We start from the raw sequence: 16232 nt of genomic DNA, 5'->3' as shown, positions 1-16232 counted from the left end.
TTAATTCGATGAACAAATTTTTAGAACTTGCTACTGCCGGCGTTCAACAGCTGGTGCCTTATGTGCCCGGTAAACCGGTGGATGAATTGCAGCGCGAGCTGGGTATCGCAGAAGTCATCAAGCTGGCTTCCAACGAAAATCCATTGGGCACCGGCGCCAAAGTCGCGGCGGCCATTCAAGCAACCTTGCCCGAATTAACCCGCTACCCCGACGGTAGCGGTTTTACATTGAAAGCCGAATTGTCGGCCAAATTAAATGTAGCACCCGAGCAAATTACCCTGGGTAACGGTTCCAGCGAAATTCTGGAATTGGTGATGCGGACTTTCGTTATGCCGGAACTGGAAGTAGTGTTTTCCCAGCACGCATTCGCGTTATATCCGATTCTGACGCAAGCTGTCGGCGCCAAAGCCAAAGTGGTGCCGGCTAAAAATTACGGGCATGATTTGGCGGCAATGCGGGCGCAAGTCGGTCCAAAAACCCGAGTCGTGTTTATCGCCAATCCCAATAATCCGACCGGTACTTTGCTGGATAAAAACGAACTGGAAAGCTTTATCGCTGATTTGCCGGCCGATGTGCTGTGCGTCTTAGACGAGGCTTATTACGAGTTTGTCGATCCTGCCGTGCGAACCGAATCGTTGGCTTGGCCGAATCGTTATCCGAATCTGATTATTGCCCGTACGTTCTCCAAGGCCTACGGCTTGGCGGGCTTGCGCATCGGTTACGGAATTTCCTCGCCTGACATCGCCGATTTGTTGAACCGGGTCCGTCAGCCTTTCAATTGCAGCATGTTGGCGTTAGCTGCAGCAGAAGCAGCACTGGGAGACGCCGATTATCTGAATCAGACCGTGGCTCTTAACAATGCCGGCATGGTGCAATTGACCAACGCTTTTAAGGAATTGGACTTACCGTGGATACCTTCATCCGGCAATTTTGTTTCCGTAGATGTGAAACAACCGGCGTTGCCGATTTACGAGGCCTTGCTGCGCCAGGGTGTGATCGTGCGGCCGGTCGCCAATTACGAAATGCCTAACCACCTGCGTGTCAGCATCGGCACCGAACGTGAGAACGCCATATTTATAAAAGCATTGCGCGAGGTGCTGAGCGGTGTTTAACCGCCTGTGCGTCATCGGCATCGGTTTGATCGGCGGTTCTATTGCCAGGGCCGCGCGTGCCCAAGGCATATGTCGCGAAGTCGTTGCCTACGGCCGCGAGAAAAATCTGCCAAATATGCAATTGGCGAAGCAACTCGGTGTCATCGACCAGTTTTACACTGACATAGCCGCTGCGCTGGAAAATACCGATTGCGTGATTATCGCGACGCCGGTCGGCAGCATGCGGGCTATCTTCGAACAAATTAAACCTTATTGGAACCCGGACACTATTTATAGCGATGCCGGCAGCACCAAGGGCAGCGTGGTATCCGCGCTGGAAGCGGTCTTCGGCAGCGTACCGACGAATTTTGTGCCTGCGCATCCGATTGCCGGCGCCGAGCGCAGCGGTGTGGATGCTTCGACCGTCGATTTGTTTGTCAATCGCCGCCTGATCCTGACGCCGCTAGAAGGCACCGATAAGGTGGCGCTGGCGAAAATCCATGCATTTTGGGAAAAGATCGGCTCCAGCGTTTCGGTGATGTCGGTAGAACATCACGATACCGTGCTGGCCGCCACCAGCCATTTGCCGCATATTTTGGCTTTCGCCTTGGTCGGTTTATTGGGGCGCAAGGACGAACAGCGCGAGATATTCAAATATGCCGCCGGCGGTTTCAGGGATTTCAGTCGTATCGCCTCCAGCGATCCGACCATGTGGCAGGACATCTGTCTGGCCAATAAGCAGGAAATCGTGCCCTTGATTCGCCAGTTTCAAGCGGAATTAAGCAAAATAGAACAATTGCTGGTTGAGGATAAGTCTGCGCAATTGTTTGAAACCTTTACGTATGCCAGAAATGCCCGGCAGCGTTTTCTCGATCAACAAGAAGACTAAGAAGATTAACATGTCACAAACCATTACTTTTCAAGTACAGCCCGGCGGTAGTTTGCGCGGCGAAATCCGTGTGCCGGGCGATAAATCCATGTCGCACCGTTCCATCATGCTGGGCTCGTTGGCGGAAGGCGTCACGCACGTCACCGGTTTTTTGAATGCGGAAGATGCTATTTCTACCTTGGAAGCGTTTCGGGCCATGGGCGTAAAAATCGAAGGGCCTGTTAATGGCGAAGTGACGATACACGGCGTTGGCAAGCATGGCCTGAAAGCACCCGAGAAACCTTTGTATCTGGGCAACTCCGGTACTTCGATGCGTTTGCTGTCGGGTTTGCTGGCCGGGCAACCATTCGATACTGTTTTAACTGGCGATAAATCGCTGGAATCCCGGCCGATGAAACGGGTGACCGCACCTTTGGCGCTGATGGGCGCCGAGATTGTTACCCAGGAAAATGGCACCGCGCCACTGCATATCAAAGGCAAGGCCGGAAAATTACAAGGCATTCATTACGATATGCCTATCGCCAGCGCTCAGGTCAAATCCTGTTTACTGTTGGCGGGCATGTATGCCGAAGGCGAAACCAGCGTCACCGAACCAGCGCCGACCCGCGACCATACCGAGCGGATGTTGAACGGATTTGGTTATCCAGTCATCCGCGAAGGCAGCACAGCCTGCATTACCAATCAAGGCAAATTGACTGCCGCCCGCATTGATGTACCCAGCGATATTTCCTCGGCGGCGTTCTTTCTGGTCGGTGCCAGTATTGCGCCTGATTCGGATGTGACCTTGCGTCACGTCGGCATCAATCCGACACGTACCGGCGTGATCGATATTTTGGGCTTGATGGGGGCGAATATCGAAGTATTGAACGAGAGAGAAGTCGGCGGTGAACCCGTAGCCGATTTGCGTGTGCGTTCGGCACAGTTGAAAGGCATCAACATCCCCGAGCATTTGGTGCCGCTGGCAATCGACGAGTTTCCAGTCTTGTTCGTGGCCGCTGCTTGTGCGGAAGGCCAAACCGTATTGACTGGCGCCGAAGAATTACGAGTCAAGGAATCCGACCGGATTCAAGTGATGGCTGACGGTTTGCAAATTCTCGGTGTCGATGCGCAGCCAACCAAAGATGGTATGGTGATTAACGGCGGCGGTCATATTGGCACTGGGGAAGTGGAATCGCATGGCGATCACCGTATCGCTATGTCCTTTTCGATTGCCGGTTTGCGCGCCAACGGCCCGATCACCATCAGGGATTGTGCGAACGTGAATACATCATTTCCGGAGTTCCGCGATTTGGCTACCAAACTGGGTTTGGCATTAACGAGTTTTTAAGATGCAAGTACCCGTATTGACGATAGATGGTCCCAGTGGCGCAGGTAAAGGCACGGTCAGCCGCGCCGTCGCGAAACTTTTGGGCTGGAATTATCTGGACAGCGGCTCGATTTATCGTTCGTTAGCTGTTGCGGTTTTAAAATCGGGTCTTGAGTTATCGGACGTAACCGCTATTTGCCGAGTCGCTGAAGCCATGTCGTTAGAATTCGATTGCGGCGACGAGTTGATCGTTAAGCTTGATGGCATCGACATTACCAGTCAATTGGGCACCGAAACCACCGGCAATACTGCGTCCGTCATTGCAGCTTATCCGGAAGTAAGGGCAGTGTTATTGCAAAAACAAAAGGATTTTCAAAGACTTCCAGGCTTGGTCGCGGACGGCCGCGATATGGGTAGCGTGGTGTTTCAAGATGCCAAAATCAAGGTTTATTTAACCGCCAGCGCGGAGGAAAGAGCGCTGAGAAGATATAAACAGTTGATTGAAAAGGGGATTGATGCTAATCTTCCCCAAATCACTCGGGAAATAGAAGAACGCGATCATCGCGATCAGCAGCGAGCTGCGGCTCCGCTCACCGTACCGGAAGGTGCACATTTTATCGATTCATCCAGTTTGACTATTCAACAAGTGATTGATCAGGTAGTAAATTTAGTCGCTTAAGGCTATTGGTGGTTATCGAATTGTTGTCGATGACTTTATTTTAATTTCAGAGAAGAGAAAGCTTGCTTGAGTCTTAGCAAGTTTGGGAAAGTAGAGATGGGCGAAAGCTTTGCAGAGTTGTTTGAAGAGAGTTATGCCAAGACGGAAATGCGTCCTGGCGCAATGCTAATTGGTACCGTTGTTGATATCGAAAACGAATTTGTTATCGTCAGCACGCAAGCCAAATCAGAAGGGGTCATTCCGAAATGGCAATTTCTGAATGCCGACGGCGACCTAGAGGTCAACGTTGGTGACGAAATTGAGGTAGCTCTCGATTTATTCGAAGATGGCTTGGGCGCTACTCTTCTTTCCCGTGATAAAGCCAAGAAAAGTAAAGCTTGGGCGGAACTGGAAAAAGCCTTTGAAACACAAGAAACCATCGTCGGCCGTATCAATGGCAAAGTACGTGGCGGTTTCACTGTTGCAGTCGGTGCATTGCGCGCCTTCTTGCCAGGCTCTCTGGTAGACGTTCGTCCTATCCGCGATACTGCTTTCCTGGAAAATCGCGATCTGGAATTTAAAGTCATCAAAATCGACCAAAAACGTAACAACGTCGTGTTGTCACGTCGTGCAGTCGTCGAAAGCGAATACAGCGCAGAGCGCGAAGAATTGGTTAAAACCCTGCAAGACGGCGCGATCGTTACCGGTATCGTTAAAAACCTCACCGACTATGGTGCGTTTATCGATCTGGGCGGCGTCGACGGTCTGCTGCATATCACCGACATGGCATGGCGCCGCGTCCGTCACCCATCCGAGTGCGTAGAAATCGGTCAGGAAGTTAAAGTTAAAGTCCTGAAATTCGACAAAGATAAAACCCGCGTCTCGTTGGGCATGAAACAAATGGATGAAGATCCATGGCAAAACATCGCTCGTCGCTACCCTGCCGGCACTCGCGTGTTCGGTAAAGTCAATAACCTGACCGACTACGGTTGCTTCGTGGAAATCGAAGAGGGTGTTGAAGGCCTGGTTCACGTGTCCGAAATGGACTGGACTAACAAAAACGTCAATCCATCCAAAGTCGTACAACTGGGCGACGAAGTCGAAGTCATGGTTCTGGAAATCGACGAAGAACGTCGTCGGATTTCACTGGGCATGAAACAATGCCGTTCCAACCCTTGGGATGAATTTGCTGCAACGCACAACAAAGGCGACAAAATCAGCGGCAAAATCAAATCCATCACCGATTTCGGTATCTTCATTGGTTTGGACGGCGGCATCGACGGCCTGGTTCACATGTCCGATATTTCCTGGAATGAGAACGACGAAGAAGCGATTCGCAATTACAAAAAAGGTGACGAAGTCGAAACCGTTATCTTGGCTGTTGATTCCGAGCGCGAACGTATCTCTTTGGGTATCAAACAACTCGAACAAGATCCTTTCCAAAACTACATTGCTGTGCATGAAAAAGGCAGCTTAGTTAAAGGCGTCATCAAGGAAATCGATGCTAAAGGTGCGGTTGTAACCTTGGCCGATAACGTCGAAGGTTACTTGCGCGCTTCCGAAATCCAACGTGACCGCGTCGAAGATGCCCGTACTTTGTTGAAAGAAGGCGAAGAAATCGAAGCTAAATTTGTCGGTGTCGACAAAAAGACTAAATCTATTTCTTTGTCTATCAAAGCGAAAGATGTCGAAGAAGAGTCTAATGCTATTAAAGATTACTCGTCACAAAATGCTGGCACAGCCACATTAGGCGATATCTTTAAACAAATGGACAAGTAGTAAAACCATCTCCAAGGGTGGCATGACTAGCTCATGCCACCCTTTTTTGATTATTCAGGGTTGGATGTGACGAAATCAGAATTGATAGAGATGCTGGCACGAAAACAGCCTCATCTCGCGCTTAAAGATGTTGAATTGGCAGTTAGATGCGTTGTTGATCACTTGAGCGATACGTTGGCAAGTGGCGATAGGATAGAAATTAGAGGTTTTGGCAGTTTTTCGTTACACCATCGTTCTGCACGACTGGGACGTAACCCCAAGACCGGCGATTCAGTGTCCTTAACAGAAAAGCATGTGCCGCATTTTAAACCGGGAAAGGAGTTACGGGATATGGTTGATGCTTCCAGGGAAAAATACAAAATCGTCGATTGACGATAGCTTGTAAACCAACAATAGCGACGCCCTCCCATGTTAGGGATGGTGTTGTACTTTAGATGATTTTCTAGTGGCGGCAGTGTCCGCCGCTTAAAATTTTTGCCCCATTGCTAAATAGACCCTTAATACAGGATCTAGCTAGAATTTAATCAGGCCGGTAGCCCGTGAGCTTATTTGATCATTATTACAGCTATGATCCTGGCTATGGCTACAGTCTCGACGATCTGTTAAGTGTTCCCGCACCGCAAGAGCCTGCCGATTTCTGTCGGTTTTGGCAGGATAAATATCAAAAAGCCTTAACGGTCTCTCCGCAATTTTCTCTGAATTACCAATGCCAGCGCGCAGGCTATCGGGTTTATGACATTAGCTATCGGTCTACCGATGATTTTCAGATAGCCGGCTGGTTGCTTGAGCCGGATGCGCACCCCATTACTCAGAGCATAGTGGTCGGCCATGGTTACGGCGGCAGAGAGCAACCCGATTTTCATCTGAACATACCGGGTGCCGCCTTGCTTTTTCCTTGTTTTCGCGGCATATCTCGCAGCCGCTGCGAGCGTTTGCCGGAACAACCCAATCAACATGTCGTGCAAGGCATTGATGATCTTAATCATTATGTAATCGGCGGATGCGTAGAAGATCTATGGTTGGCTGTAACCGTTCTGGCTGAGCATTATCCAGTAAGCGTGGATAAGATCGGCTACATGGGCATTAGCTTTGGTGGCGGAATCGGAGCACTGGCCGCGCCCTGGGATGCCAGGATCAAGCGAGTGCACTTAAATGTGCCCACCTTCGGCAACCAACCTTTGCGTTTAAGCTTGCCTACCAGCGGCAGTGCCGCGGCTTTGAAAGCCTACAGTCAAACTCATCATAATGTGTTTGACACATTAGCCTATTATGATGCGGCTGTTTCGGCGCGTTATGCATCGCAACCCTTGCATGGTGCCGTCGCGCGATTCGATCCGGTCGTAGCCCCTCCCGGACAATTTGCAATCTACAATGCTTGGGCCGGCGATAAACAGTTATTTATATTGGATGCGGGGCATTTTGATTATCCGCGCCAACATGATCAGGAGCGGCAGCTGATTGCGGAGCTGCAAAGTTTTTTCGGGGAATCGTCGCTTTAGATTATGAATCGCGAATATCATCACTGGTACAGCCCGCGCTTGGGTCGCGACATGGAGTTCCTGGTTTTCGGGCATGCCGGGGCCAAAGTGCTGATATTTCCTACTCGAGACGGCCGGTTTTACGAGTACGAGAACCTCGGCATTGTCGAACGGTTACGCAATAAAATTGAAGCGGGACACATACAACTGTACTGTGTTGACAGCATTGATCATGAAACTTTTTACTGCTTTTGGCGCAAGCCGAAAGACCGTATTCAGCGGCACATGTTTTTCGAAGACTACATACTGAACGAAATCATGCCGTTCATGGCCTTGAAAAATCCACACCCCTGCGTCATCGCGCACGGCTGTAGTTTAGGCGGTTATCATGCGGCCAATATTGCTTTCCGTCACCCGCATTTGTTCAGAAAATTAGTAGCGTTCTCCGGTCGTTTCGATTTGACGCTGGAAGTAGAGTGTTTCAAAAACCTATTCGACGGCTACTATGACGATCATGTCTATTTCCACACGCCAACGCATTTTTTACCCAACCTGAATTGCCAAGCGCAATTAAAGCATTTGCAGCAAATGGAAATTACTTTGGTGATCGGTAAGGAAGATCCGTTCTTGCAGAACAATCACGAGTTAAGTCACATATTAGCGGCCAAGGGTATTCCCCATGCCTTATACGAATGGGAAGGGCGCGCGCATCAAGGCCACTACTGGCGCAGAATGGCCCCGCTGTATATCTGACAGACTCTATTTCTGCTTGGTGAAATAAAGCGCACTACTGCTCTAGTGTGTTCCCAGCGTCGAATTATTGTTTTGCATCAAGCGCCGGCGGTGCGATGGTTCGACCTTGCATCAATTCATCTATCTGATATTTATCCAATGTTTCCCAGTCTAATAGGGCTTGCGCCATATTATGCAGAATATCGATATTTTCCTTCAGCAGGGTTTCGGCTCTAAGATAATTATTGTCGACAATTAACCTGATCTCCCGATCAATCAAGCGCGCCATGTGTTCCGACATGGGTTTGGCTTGCGGTCCCAAGTAGCTGCCTTCGTTATCGCCGTAGTCCAGCGGCCCCAGGTTGTCGGATAGCCCCCATTTGGTGACCATATTACGGGCCAATTGGGTGGCGCGTTGGATGTCGTTGCTCGCGCCGGTGGTGACTTTATTCTTACCGTAAACTAGCGCTTCCGCGGCTCGGCCGCCGAACAGGCTGGAGATTTGGCCTTCCAATTTGTCCTTGCTGGCGCTGTATGCATCGCGCTCCGGCAAAAACATGGTAATGCCGAGCGCGCCGCCGCGCGGCATTATGCTGACTTTGTAAACCGGATCGTGCTCGGGTACCAAACGGCCGACGATGGCGTGTCCGGCTTCGTGGTAGGCGGTCATCAGCAGGTCTTCGCGGCTCATGATCATCGTCCGCTTTTCCGCGCCCATGATGGTTTTGTCGCGAGCCTTATCCAGGTCGTTCATCGTAATTTCCCGCTGATTGTTACGGGCGGCGAACAATGCACCTTCGTTGATCAGATTAGCCAATTCGGCGCCGGAAAAGCCCGGTGTGCCGCGCGCCAAATCATTCAAATTGACGTCATCGGCCAAGGGTACTCGGCTGGAATGTACTCTAAGGATTTGCTCGCGGCCTTTGATGTCCGGCAGGCTGACTTGCACTTGCCGGTCGAACCGTCCGGGACGTAGTAAGGCTTTATCCAATACATCGATACGGTTGGTGGCGGCGATGACGATGATGCCTTCGTTGCCGCTAAAGCCGTCCATTTCTACTAATAATTGATTCAGCGTTTGTTCGCGTTCTTCTGTACCGCCCATATTGCCGGGGCTGCGTTGCCGACCGACGGCGTCGATTTCGTCGATAAAAATGATGCACGGGGCCTGCTTTTTGGCTTGTACGAATAGGTCGCGCACCCTGGATGCCCCGACACCGACAAACATTTCCACGAAATCAGAGCCGGAAATTGAGAAGAACGGCACACCGGCTTCCCCGGCAATCGCGCGGGCCAGCAAGGTTTTACCCGTGCCGGGAGGGCCGACCATTAGCACGCCTCTAGGAATTTTACCGCCAAGGGCCTCGTATTTACCCGGTGCTTTTAGGAAATCGACCATTTCCGCGACGTCTTGTTTGGCTTCTTCGACGCCGGCAACGTCGCTGAAACGGATCTTTACCTGATTCTCCGTCATCAACTTGGCCCGGCTTTTACCGAAATTGTTTTGCGCGCCGGCGCCTAGCAGTTGTTTGCGCATGAAATAAATCAATACGCCAATTAGTAGAAAAGTCGGCGCCCAGGAGTAAAACACCTGCATGAATGTCGATTGGGTTAACGGTCTTTGCACGATGATCTTCACACCGTTCTGCAATAGATCGCCTATCACCGTCACATCGCCGGGGCTATAAGCGGTAAAACGTGTGCCGTTATGCCTCAGGCCATCAATGGCTCTGCCGTCGATCACCACTTCGGCTACCATTTTGTCGCGCACATCCTGGATAAAGTCGGAATAAGGAATATCGCCTTGTGATTTGTAGGTGGCAGGGGCAGGATTAAAAATGACAAACGCCGCTATGGCGATGCCGACCATTGTGAGCAACAAGAATAAAAATTTTTTCATCGTTGTGGCCTCTATGTTCTGCGGAGCGATTTTGGCTTCTATGCCAAAACCGCCCGGATTCAAGCTAAGAGATCATGATTCGTCTACAGCCAGCGCTAAATTAGCCAAATGCTGTAAGGCCTCGCGATAGGCGGATTCCGCGTCGGCTCTGACCGTTGCATGCGCGACTTTTCGGCCCTTGCGCGGTGTTTTATCGTACAGATGCAAATGCGCGTTGGGAATGTTTAACAGTGTCGCGTCGTCGGCCAGACCACCGATGAAGTTCACCATGCCCGCATAACCGCGCGGTTCCGTCGAGCCCAGCGGTAAATCCAGAATGGCCCGCAAGTGGTTTTCGAATTGGCTGGTTTCCGCGCCTTCTATGGTCCAATGTCCGGAGTTATGCACGCGCGGTGCGAATTCGTTGGCCAGCAATTCGCCGTTCAAGTCGAACAACTCCAGGGCAATGACGCCGACGTAATCCAGTTTTTCCAGCAACAGACTGACGTAATTTTCGGCAATCGCTTGTTCGGGGTCGTTAGTACAGCATTCGGCAATACGCAGAATGCCTCCGCGATGCTGATTTTCAGACAATGGATAGTAAGCGATTTCGCCGGATGGACTGCGAGCGGCGATGATGGATACTTCGCGCTGAAACGGCACGAAACCTTCGACGATAGAGGCAGCGCCTTGCATGCTTTGCCAGGCGGACTCCAGTTCGTCGGTCGATTTTATGACTACTTGGCCTTTGCCGTCATAACCCATGCGCCGGCTTTTCAAAATAGCCGGGTAGCCGATTTCAGGCATGGCTTGTTGCAAGTCTGCCAGGCTATCGATAGGAGCGAACGGTGCGGTGCGGATGCCTAAATCCTTGAAGAAATTCTTTTCCAGTAATCTGTCTTGGGCGACGGCCAATGCACCGGCGGGTGGGTATACAGTAGTATGGCTGGACAGGAATTCGGCGACATGCGCCGGCACGTTTTCGAATTCGTAAGTCACGATGTCAGCTTTCTCGGCCAGTTCCGCCAGTAGGTCAGGATCGTCGTAAGCGCCCAGCAAATGTTCGCTTAAACCGGCGGCGCCTGCATTGACGTCAGGATCGAGCACGATGAATTTCAAGCCCAGTGGATAACCGGCCAACGCAATCATTCTGGCGAGCTGGCCGCCACCTAATATGCCAATTTTCATCCCGCCACCTGTCTTGGATCGGGGGTGGCGATCACGCTGTCGGTTTGTTGTTGCCGATAAGCATCTAGAGCTGGGCGGTATTGCGGATGTTTGTTGCTGATGATCGCGGCGGCCAGTAAGGCGGCATTGATAGCGCCAGCCTTGCCGATGGCCAAGGTGCCGACCGGAATGCCAGCCGGCATTTGCACGATTGATAATAGAGAATCCATACCGTTCAAGGCTTTGGATTGCACAGGCACACCCAGTACCGGCAGCGGGGTTTTGGCGGCGGTCATGCCCGGCAAATGCGCAGCGCCGCCGGCACCGGCGATGATGACTTCCAAGCCTTTGCCTTCCGCGGTTTCCGCATACTGAAACAACTTGTCGGGGGTACGATGGGCCGAAACCACTTCCACTTCATGCGGAATATCAAGATGCTCTAAGGTTTGCGCTGCATGTTGCATGGTTTCCCAATCGGACGTGGAACCCATGATGATGCCTATCAATGCGGTCATGCAAAATCTCCGGTATTTGCGATCAGTCGAAACAAGCCCGATTATCGCATAAATGGGGAGATTTTCTCTGTCGGCAAATTACTAACTCCGGCTGCCTTGATGATAAGATAGCGCCCCTCATAACAGATCAACCCCAGGACGGATGAATGGAAAGCTCGCAACACGCTTCGCTGCAAGCCAGTGAATTATCGTGTTTCCGCGATGAGCGCTTGTTGTTTTCCAATTTGAATTTCACGTTGCACGCCGGCGAGACCTTGCTGTTGGAAGGCGCCAACGGCAGCGGCAAGACCTCGTTGTTGCGCATTCTGTGCGGATTTAGGGAAGCCGATGCCGGCGAGATTTATTGGTGCGGCAGCAAAATCGCCGACAGCAGTTATTACGATGACATGGCTTATGTCGGTCATGCCGATGGTACAAAAAAGGAATTGACGGTGCTGGAAAATTTGAAGTTTGCGCTGGCACTAGGTAGTGCGGGCAAATATGACATCGAGCAGGCTTTGGACAAGGTGCAATTGGCCGGTTTTGACGATAATCCGGTACATACCTTGTCGGCCGGCCAAAAGCGCCGACTATCGCTGGCTCGGTTATTGATCACGCATAACTTGCTATGGATACTCGACGAACCTTTCACCTCGCTGGATAGACAAGGCATCAAATTGATAGAATCGCTGATGGCCGAGCACATCGAGCACGGTGGCATGGCGGTTTTGACCTCCCATCACGACCTGAGCATGGCCGATCTCAATCTGCAACGCATCCATCTGCAAGCATGCCAATAATCCAGGCTTTTTGGGCGATCATTCGCCGCGATTTGTTGCTGGCGTTTCGGCGCCGTGCCGAAATGGCCAATCCGCTGTTTTTTTTCGTGCTGGTAGTAACCTTGTTCCCGCTGGCGGTTGGCGCGCAACCCAATCTGCTGCGGGCGATGGCGCCGGGCGTGATATGGGTGTCCGCTTTGTTGGCGGCCTTGTTGTCGCTGGATGGTTTGTTTCGTAGCGATTTCGAGGACGGTTCGCTGGAGCAAATGCTGCTCAGTCCGCATGCCTTATCGGTATTGGTGCTCGGTAAGATCATCGCCCACTGGCTGGTGACCGGTTTGCCTTTGTTATTGGTGGCGCCTCTGCTGGCGGTGTTTTTGGGCTTACCGCAGCAAGCGATGGGAACTTTATGGCTGACATTGATCTTAGCTACTCCGCTGCTGAGCCTGATCGGCGCCATCGGCGTGGCGTTGACGGTCGGTTTGCGCCGGGGCGGCATGTTGTTGTCACTGTTGGTATTGCCTTTGTATGTGCCGGTACTGATTTTTGCCAGTGGCGCGGTGGATAGGGCCGCCAGCGGTTTGCCGGTAGGCGCCCAACTATATATTTTATTGGCCATGTTGTTGTCGGCACTGGTATTGGTGCCGCTGCCGACAGCGGCCGCGTTAAAAATGAGTGTTAATTGATGTCTTGGATACCTGCGCCGGTTAGCCGGTTTTTTCACCGCACCTCGTCGCCGCCGCATTTTTATGCGTTGGCGGATCGCTTTATTCCCTGGTTGACGATTATTTTTTTGATTTTGTTGGTTGCCGGCCTTTATCTGGGCTTGTATCGGGCACCGACCGATTACCAGCAAGGCGACAGTTACCGGATCATTTATATCCATGTGCCGGCGGCCTGGATGTCCTTGTTCATTTACGTGCTGATGGCGGTGATGGGCGGCATAGCTCTGGTTTGGCGCATGAAACTGGCTGAGGTGATGCTGATCGGCAGCGCGCCGATCGGCGCCGGCTTTACCTTCGTGGCCTTGGTGACCGGCTCCTTGTGGGGCAAACCGATGTGGGGTACCTGGTGGGTTTGGGATGCGCGCTTGACCTTTGAGTTGATCCTGTTGTTTCAGTATCTGGGGGTGATCAGTTTGTACGGCGCGATCGAGGATAAACGCTCGGCGGCACGGGCGGTGTCGATATTGGCGTTGGTGGGTGTCGTCAACGTACCCATCATCCATTATTCGGTGGAATGGTGGAACACACTGCATCAAGGCCCTACCGTCAGCAAGATGGATAAGCCCTCCATTCACCTCAGCATGCTGGTGCCGCTGTTACTGATGGCGGTAGCTTTCAAATTTTATTATCTGATCGCGGTATTGCAGGCGGCGAAGCTGGAATTATTGAAGCGCGAAACCAGCTCGCAATGGGTTAAAGCGTTGTTGGAGAAACAAGCATGAGCTGGGAAAGCTTTTTATACATGGGCGGGTACGCCGTTTACGTCTGGCCGGCTTACGGCGTGACCGCGCTGGTATTGATCGTCAACATCGTTTGGCCGGTGCTGCAACGCAAGCAGTTACTGCGGCAACTCACCATTAAACAAAAACGCACGCAAGCACGATGAAACCGATACGAAAACAGCGTTTGATATTGATCGTTTTAATGTTGGCGGTGCTGGGATTGGCCGCAACCTTTGCGTTAAAAGCCTTTAACGAAAATCTGATGTATTTTTTCTCCACTAGCGATGTGGCGGCCGGTAAGGCGCCTAATAACGCGGTGTTTCGTTTGGGCGGCATGGTCGTCAAAGGCAGCGTCGAGCGGCCGAATGCCGATTTATTGGTGCGTTTTAAACTCAGCGATTTCGAAAAGGAAGTGACCGTGGAATATTCAGGCATCTTGCCGGATTTGTTCAGGGAAGGGCAGGGCATCGTCGCCAAAGGCCAATTGGACAGCCGAGGCGTGTTCGTCGCCGAGGAAGTATTGGCCAAACACGATGAAAACTATATGCCGCCGGAAGTGGCCGGCAGCCTGAAAAAACCGGCGGCGCAACCATGATCCCGGAAATCGGTCATTTCGCATTGATCCTGGCCTTGTGCATGGCAGTAGTACAAGGCATCTTGCCGATCTTCGGCGCAGCCAAATCGATCACCGGCTGGGTACATGTCGCTCGACCTGCTGCGTTCGGGCAATTGCTGTTCATGGGCGTGGCTTACGGCTGTTTGACCGCCAGCTTCATCAGCCACGATTTCTCGGTGGCTTACGTCGCACAAAACTCCAATACCGCCTTGCCGTTGATCTACTTGATTTCCGGGGTATGGGGTGCGCACGAAGGTTCCTTGTTACTTTGGGCCCTGACCTTGTCGATCTGGACCGCGCTGGTCGCGGCATTCAGTGCGCATATCCCCGATGCCACCCGAGCTCGGGTCCTCGGAGTGATGGGCTTGGTCAGCATCGGCTTTATTCTGTTTTTATTGCTGACTTCCAATCCTTTCGCGCGCTTGTTTCCGTTTCCGGCCGAAGGCCGCGATTTAAATCCCTTGCTGCAAGATCCCGGTTTGGCGATCCATCCGCCGATGCTATACATGGGCTATGTCGGCTTCTCGGTAGCCTTCGCGTTTTCCATCGCCGCTTTGCTGGAAGGCCGATTGGACGCGGCTTGGGCGCGCTGGTCGCGGCCGTGGACCAATATCGCCTGGATGTTTCTGACGCTGGGTATCACGCTGGGTAGTTGGTGGGCGTATTACGAACTGGGCTGGGGCGGCTGGTGGTTCTGGGATCCAGTGGAAAACGCTTCCTTCATGCCCTGGCTAGTCGGCACCGCGTTGATTCACTCCTTGGCAGCCACCGAAAAACGCGGCGTATTCAAGACCTGGACCGTATTGCTGGCGATTTTCGCATTTTCCTTGAGTTTGCTCGGCACTTTTCTGGTTCGTTCCGGGGTGTTGACCTCGGTACACGCCTTTGCCAGCGATCCGGCCCGTGGTTTATTTATCCTGATATTCCTGGCCGTGGTAGTCGGCGGTTCGCTATTGTTGTACGCGATTCGCGCGCCGCAAGTTAAAAGCCATGCCCGTTTCGAATTGGTGTCCAGGGAATCGGTATTGCTGGTGAACAATGTGCTGCTGGTGGTCACCGCCGCCAGCATTTTGCTGGGTACTTTGTATCCCTTGGTGGTCGATGCCCTGGGACTGGGAAAATTGTCGGTGGGTCCGCCGTATTTCAATGCGGTGTTTATTCCGCTGATGGCGCCTTTGGCCTTGGTAGTTGGCTTGGGTGTGTTGATGCGCTGGAAAAGCGACGATTTGAAAGCCTTAGGCTCACGGGTACGCTGGCTGATTGCTGCTTCTATCGGCTTGGCGTTGCTGACGCCACTGTCCATGCCGTTTTATTCCTGGGGCGCGGCTTTGGGTACCGGCCTGGCTTTATGGACTTTGGCGATCACCGGCCTCGCGTTCAAACAACGCCTGCAAAGCTGGTCAATCGAGCGCCTGAAACAAATTCCAGCCGGTTTTTACGGCATGACCTTGGCGCATCTTGGCATCGCGGTGTTCGTGATCGGGATTACCTTTACCTCGGTGTACAGCATCGAACGCGATGTACGTTTGGCGCCGGAGGAAACCCTGGATTTGTTCGGTTACGTATTCCAATTCCATGGTGTGAAAAGCACCGAAGGGCCGAATTACCGCGCCGAGCAAGGCTATCTGACTGTCAGTCATAACGGTGCCATTGTTGCTGAGTTATCGCCGCAAAAGCGGGTGTACCGGGTGCAAACCATGCCGATGACCGAAGCCGCTATCGACGCCGGTGTGTTCCGCGATCTATTCGTGGCCTTGGGTGAGCCTTTGGATAAACAAGGCGCCTGGAGCTTGCGGGTTTACTACAAAGCCTTTATCCGCTGGATCTGGATGGGCGGGGTGTTCATGGCCCTGGGTGGCCTGATTGCCGCCAGCGACCGCCGCTATCGTTTGCTTAACAAGCCTCTCGCGTAAAATC

Annotated in this window: 17 protein-coding genes; 14 read left to right on the top strand and 3 right to left on the bottom strand. The window is 52.2% G+C overall.

What is annotated here, in order from left to right; all coding sequences use genetic code 11:
• The first annotated feature begins 8 nt into the window (after positions 1 to 8).
• The 8 genes from hisC (at position 9) to ACR02O_RS16670 (ending at position 7954) form a co-directional block, all read left to right on the top strand.
• A complete protein-coding gene (gene hisC / locus ACR02O_RS16705) occupies positions 9 to 1112 on the top strand; it encodes a histidinol-phosphate transaminase (RefSeq protein WP_458137844.1) in 1104 nt (367 codons plus the stop codon).
• Positions 1105 to 1980 carry a prephenate dehydrogenase gene (locus ACR02O_RS16700; protein ID WP_458137843.1) on the top strand — a complete coding sequence of 292 codons (876 nt, stop codon included), beginning with the start codon at positions 1105 to 1107 and terminating at the stop codon, positions 1978 to 1980. The genes hisC and ACR02O_RS16700 overlap by 8 nt, the downstream gene beginning before the upstream one ends.
• Before the next feature lie 10 nt (positions 1981 to 1990).
• On the top strand, positions 1991 to 3307 hold the full coding sequence (gene aroA, locus ACR02O_RS16695; RefSeq protein WP_458137842.1) for a 3-phosphoshikimate 1-carboxyvinyltransferase: 1317 nt from the start codon (positions 1991 to 1993) through the stop codon (positions 3305 to 3307).
• Position 3308: 1 nt separating this feature from the next.
• Positions 3309 to 3965 carry a (d)CMP kinase gene (gene cmk, locus ACR02O_RS16690; RefSeq protein WP_458137841.1) on the top strand — a complete coding sequence of 219 codons (657 nt, stop codon included), beginning with the start codon at positions 3309 to 3311 and terminating at the stop codon, positions 3963 to 3965.
• Positions 3966 to 4061: 96 nt separating this feature from the next.
• Positions 4062 to 5723, top strand: coding sequence for a 30S ribosomal protein S1 (gene rpsA / locus ACR02O_RS16685; protein ID WP_033158077.1), 1662 nt, complete (start codon positions 4062 to 4064; stop codon positions 5721 to 5723).
• A gap of 66 nt (positions 5724 to 5789) precedes the next feature.
• Positions 5790 to 6095, top strand: a complete 306-nt coding sequence (locus ACR02O_RS16680; RefSeq protein WP_084153381.1) for an integration host factor subunit beta — start codon at positions 5790 to 5792, stop codon at positions 6093 to 6095.
• A gap of 167 nt (positions 6096 to 6262) precedes the next feature.
• Positions 6263 to 7222 carry an acetylxylan esterase gene (locus ACR02O_RS16675; protein ID WP_458137840.1) on the top strand — a complete coding sequence of 320 codons (960 nt, stop codon included), beginning with the start codon at positions 6263 to 6265 and terminating at the stop codon, positions 7220 to 7222.
• 3 nt (positions 7223 to 7225) lie between these two features.
• Positions 7226 to 7954 (top strand): esterase family protein, encoded by a 729-nt coding sequence (locus tag ACR02O_RS16670; RefSeq protein WP_033158075.1) that lies wholly within the window; start codon positions 7226 to 7228, stop codon positions 7952 to 7954.
• Between the two features lie 64 nt (positions 7955 to 8018).
• Here the strand turns inward: ACR02O_RS16670 and ftsH are convergent, their stop codons facing one another.
• From ftsH to purE, 3 genes are all read right to left on the bottom strand, one after another.
• The gene (gene ftsH, locus ACR02O_RS16665; protein ID WP_494522040.1) at positions 8019 to 9833 is read right to left on the bottom strand and encodes an ATP-dependent zinc metalloprotease FtsH; all 1815 of its coding nucleotides are present in this window, start codon (positions 9831 to 9833) and stop codon (positions 8019 to 8021) included.
• A gap of 72 nt (positions 9834 to 9905) precedes the next feature.
• Positions 9906 to 11000: a 5-(carboxyamino)imidazole ribonucleotide synthase gene (locus ACR02O_RS16660; RefSeq protein WP_458137838.1), complete on the bottom strand. Its 1095-nt coding sequence runs from the start codon at positions 10998 to 11000 to the stop codon at positions 9906 to 9908.
• On the bottom strand, positions 10997 to 11494 hold the full coding sequence (gene purE, locus ACR02O_RS16655; RefSeq protein WP_445369701.1) for a 5-(carboxyamino)imidazole ribonucleotide mutase: 498 nt from the start codon (positions 11492 to 11494) through the stop codon (positions 10997 to 10999). Before purE ends, ACR02O_RS16660 begins: the two co-directional genes overlap by 4 nt.
• Positions 11495 to 11640: 146 nt before the next feature.
• Here purE and ccmA point away from each other — a divergent pair, with 146 nt between their 5' ends.
• Genes ccmA through ACR02O_RS16625 form a run of 6 tightly spaced genes read left to right on the top strand, consistent with a single transcriptional unit; the run spans position 11641 to position 16228 of the window.
• Complete coding sequence (gene ccmA / locus ACR02O_RS16650) at positions 11641 to 12273, top strand: cytochrome c biogenesis heme-transporting ATPase CcmA (RefSeq protein WP_458137837.1); 633 nt, start codon at positions 11641 to 11643, stop codon at positions 12271 to 12273.
• Positions 12264 to 12938, top strand: coding sequence for a heme exporter protein CcmB (ccmB, locus tag ACR02O_RS16645; RefSeq protein WP_033158071.1), 675 nt, complete (start codon positions 12264 to 12266; stop codon positions 12936 to 12938). The genes ccmA and ccmB overlap by 10 nt, the downstream gene beginning before the upstream one ends.
• The gene (locus tag ACR02O_RS16640) at positions 12938 to 13699 is read left to right on the top strand and encodes a heme ABC transporter permease (protein WP_458137836.1); all 762 of its coding nucleotides are present in this window, start codon (positions 12938 to 12940) and stop codon (positions 13697 to 13699) included. The genes ccmB and ACR02O_RS16640 overlap by 1 nt, the downstream gene beginning before the upstream one ends.
• Positions 13696 to 13863 carry a heme exporter protein CcmD gene (gene ccmD / locus ACR02O_RS16635; RefSeq protein ID WP_033158069.1) on the top strand — a complete coding sequence of 56 codons (168 nt, stop codon included), beginning with the start codon at positions 13696 to 13698 and terminating at the stop codon, positions 13861 to 13863. The genes ACR02O_RS16640 and ccmD overlap by 4 nt, the downstream gene beginning before the upstream one ends.
• Positions 13860 to 14294: a cytochrome c maturation protein CcmE gene (gene ccmE / locus ACR02O_RS16630; RefSeq protein ID WP_458137835.1), complete on the top strand. Its 435-nt coding sequence runs from the start codon at positions 13860 to 13862 to the stop codon at positions 14292 to 14294. The genes ccmD and ccmE overlap by 4 nt, the downstream gene beginning before the upstream one ends.
• A complete protein-coding gene (locus tag ACR02O_RS16625) occupies positions 14291 to 16228 on the top strand; it encodes a heme lyase CcmF/NrfE family subunit (protein WP_494522039.1) in 1938 nt (645 codons plus the stop codon). Before ccmE ends, ACR02O_RS16625 begins: the two co-directional genes overlap by 4 nt.
• Positions 16229 to 16232 lie beyond the last annotated feature (4 nt).

This window comes from Methylomonas sp. PHL2-19 (assembly GCF_059331595.1).
This window is presented reverse-complemented; position numbering and strand designations above follow the sequence as displayed.

Excerpts from the sequence above, each read along its gene's own strand:
- ccmA (WP_458137837.1), top strand. The coding sequence starts at position 11,641 with ATGGAAAGCTCGCAACACGCTTCGCTGCAAGCCAGTGAATTATCGTGT.
- cmk (WP_458137841.1), top strand. The coding sequence starts at position 3,309 with ATGCAAGTACCCGTATTGACGATAGATGGTCCCAGTGGCGCAGGTAAA.
- hisC (WP_458137844.1), top strand. The coding sequence starts at position 9 with ATGAACAAATTTTTAGAACTTGCTACTGCCGGCGTTCAACAGCTGGTG.
- ccmE (WP_458137835.1), top strand. The coding sequence starts at position 13,860 with ATGAAACCGATACGAAAACAGCGTTTGATATTGATCGTTTTAATGTTG.
- purE (WP_445369701.1), bottom strand. The coding sequence starts at position 11,494 with ATGACCGCATTGATAGGCATCATCATGGGTTCCACGTCCGATTGGGAA.
- ACR02O_RS16670 (WP_033158075.1), top strand. The coding sequence starts at position 7,226 with ATGAATCGCGAATATCATCACTGGTACAGCCCGCGCTTGGGTCGCGAC.
- ccmD (WP_033158069.1), top strand. The coding sequence starts at position 13,696 with ATGAGCTGGGAAAGCTTTTTATACATGGGCGGGTACGCCGTTTACGTC.
- ACR02O_RS16625 (WP_494522039.1), top strand. The coding sequence starts at position 14,291 with ATGATCCCGGAAATCGGTCATTTCGCATTGATCCTGGCCTTGTGCATG.
- ACR02O_RS16640 (WP_458137836.1), top strand. The coding sequence starts at position 12,938 with ATGTCTTGGATACCTGCGCCGGTTAGCCGGTTTTTTCACCGCACCTCG.
- aroA (WP_458137842.1), top strand. The coding sequence starts at position 1,991 with ATGTCACAAACCATTACTTTTCAAGTACAGCCCGGCGGTAGTTTGCGC.
- ftsH (WP_494522040.1), bottom strand. The coding sequence starts at position 9,833 with ATGAAAAAATTTTTATTCTTGTTGCTCACAATGGTCGGCATCGCCATA.
- ccmB (WP_033158071.1), top strand. The coding sequence starts at position 12,264 with ATGCCAATAATCCAGGCTTTTTGGGCGATCATTCGCCGCGATTTGTTG.
- ACR02O_RS16660 (WP_458137838.1), bottom strand. The coding sequence starts at position 11,000 with ATGAAAATTGGCATATTAGGTGGCGGCCAGCTCGCCAGAATGATTGCG.
- rpsA (WP_033158077.1), top strand. The coding sequence starts at position 4,062 with ATGGGCGAAAGCTTTGCAGAGTTGTTTGAAGAGAGTTATGCCAAGACG.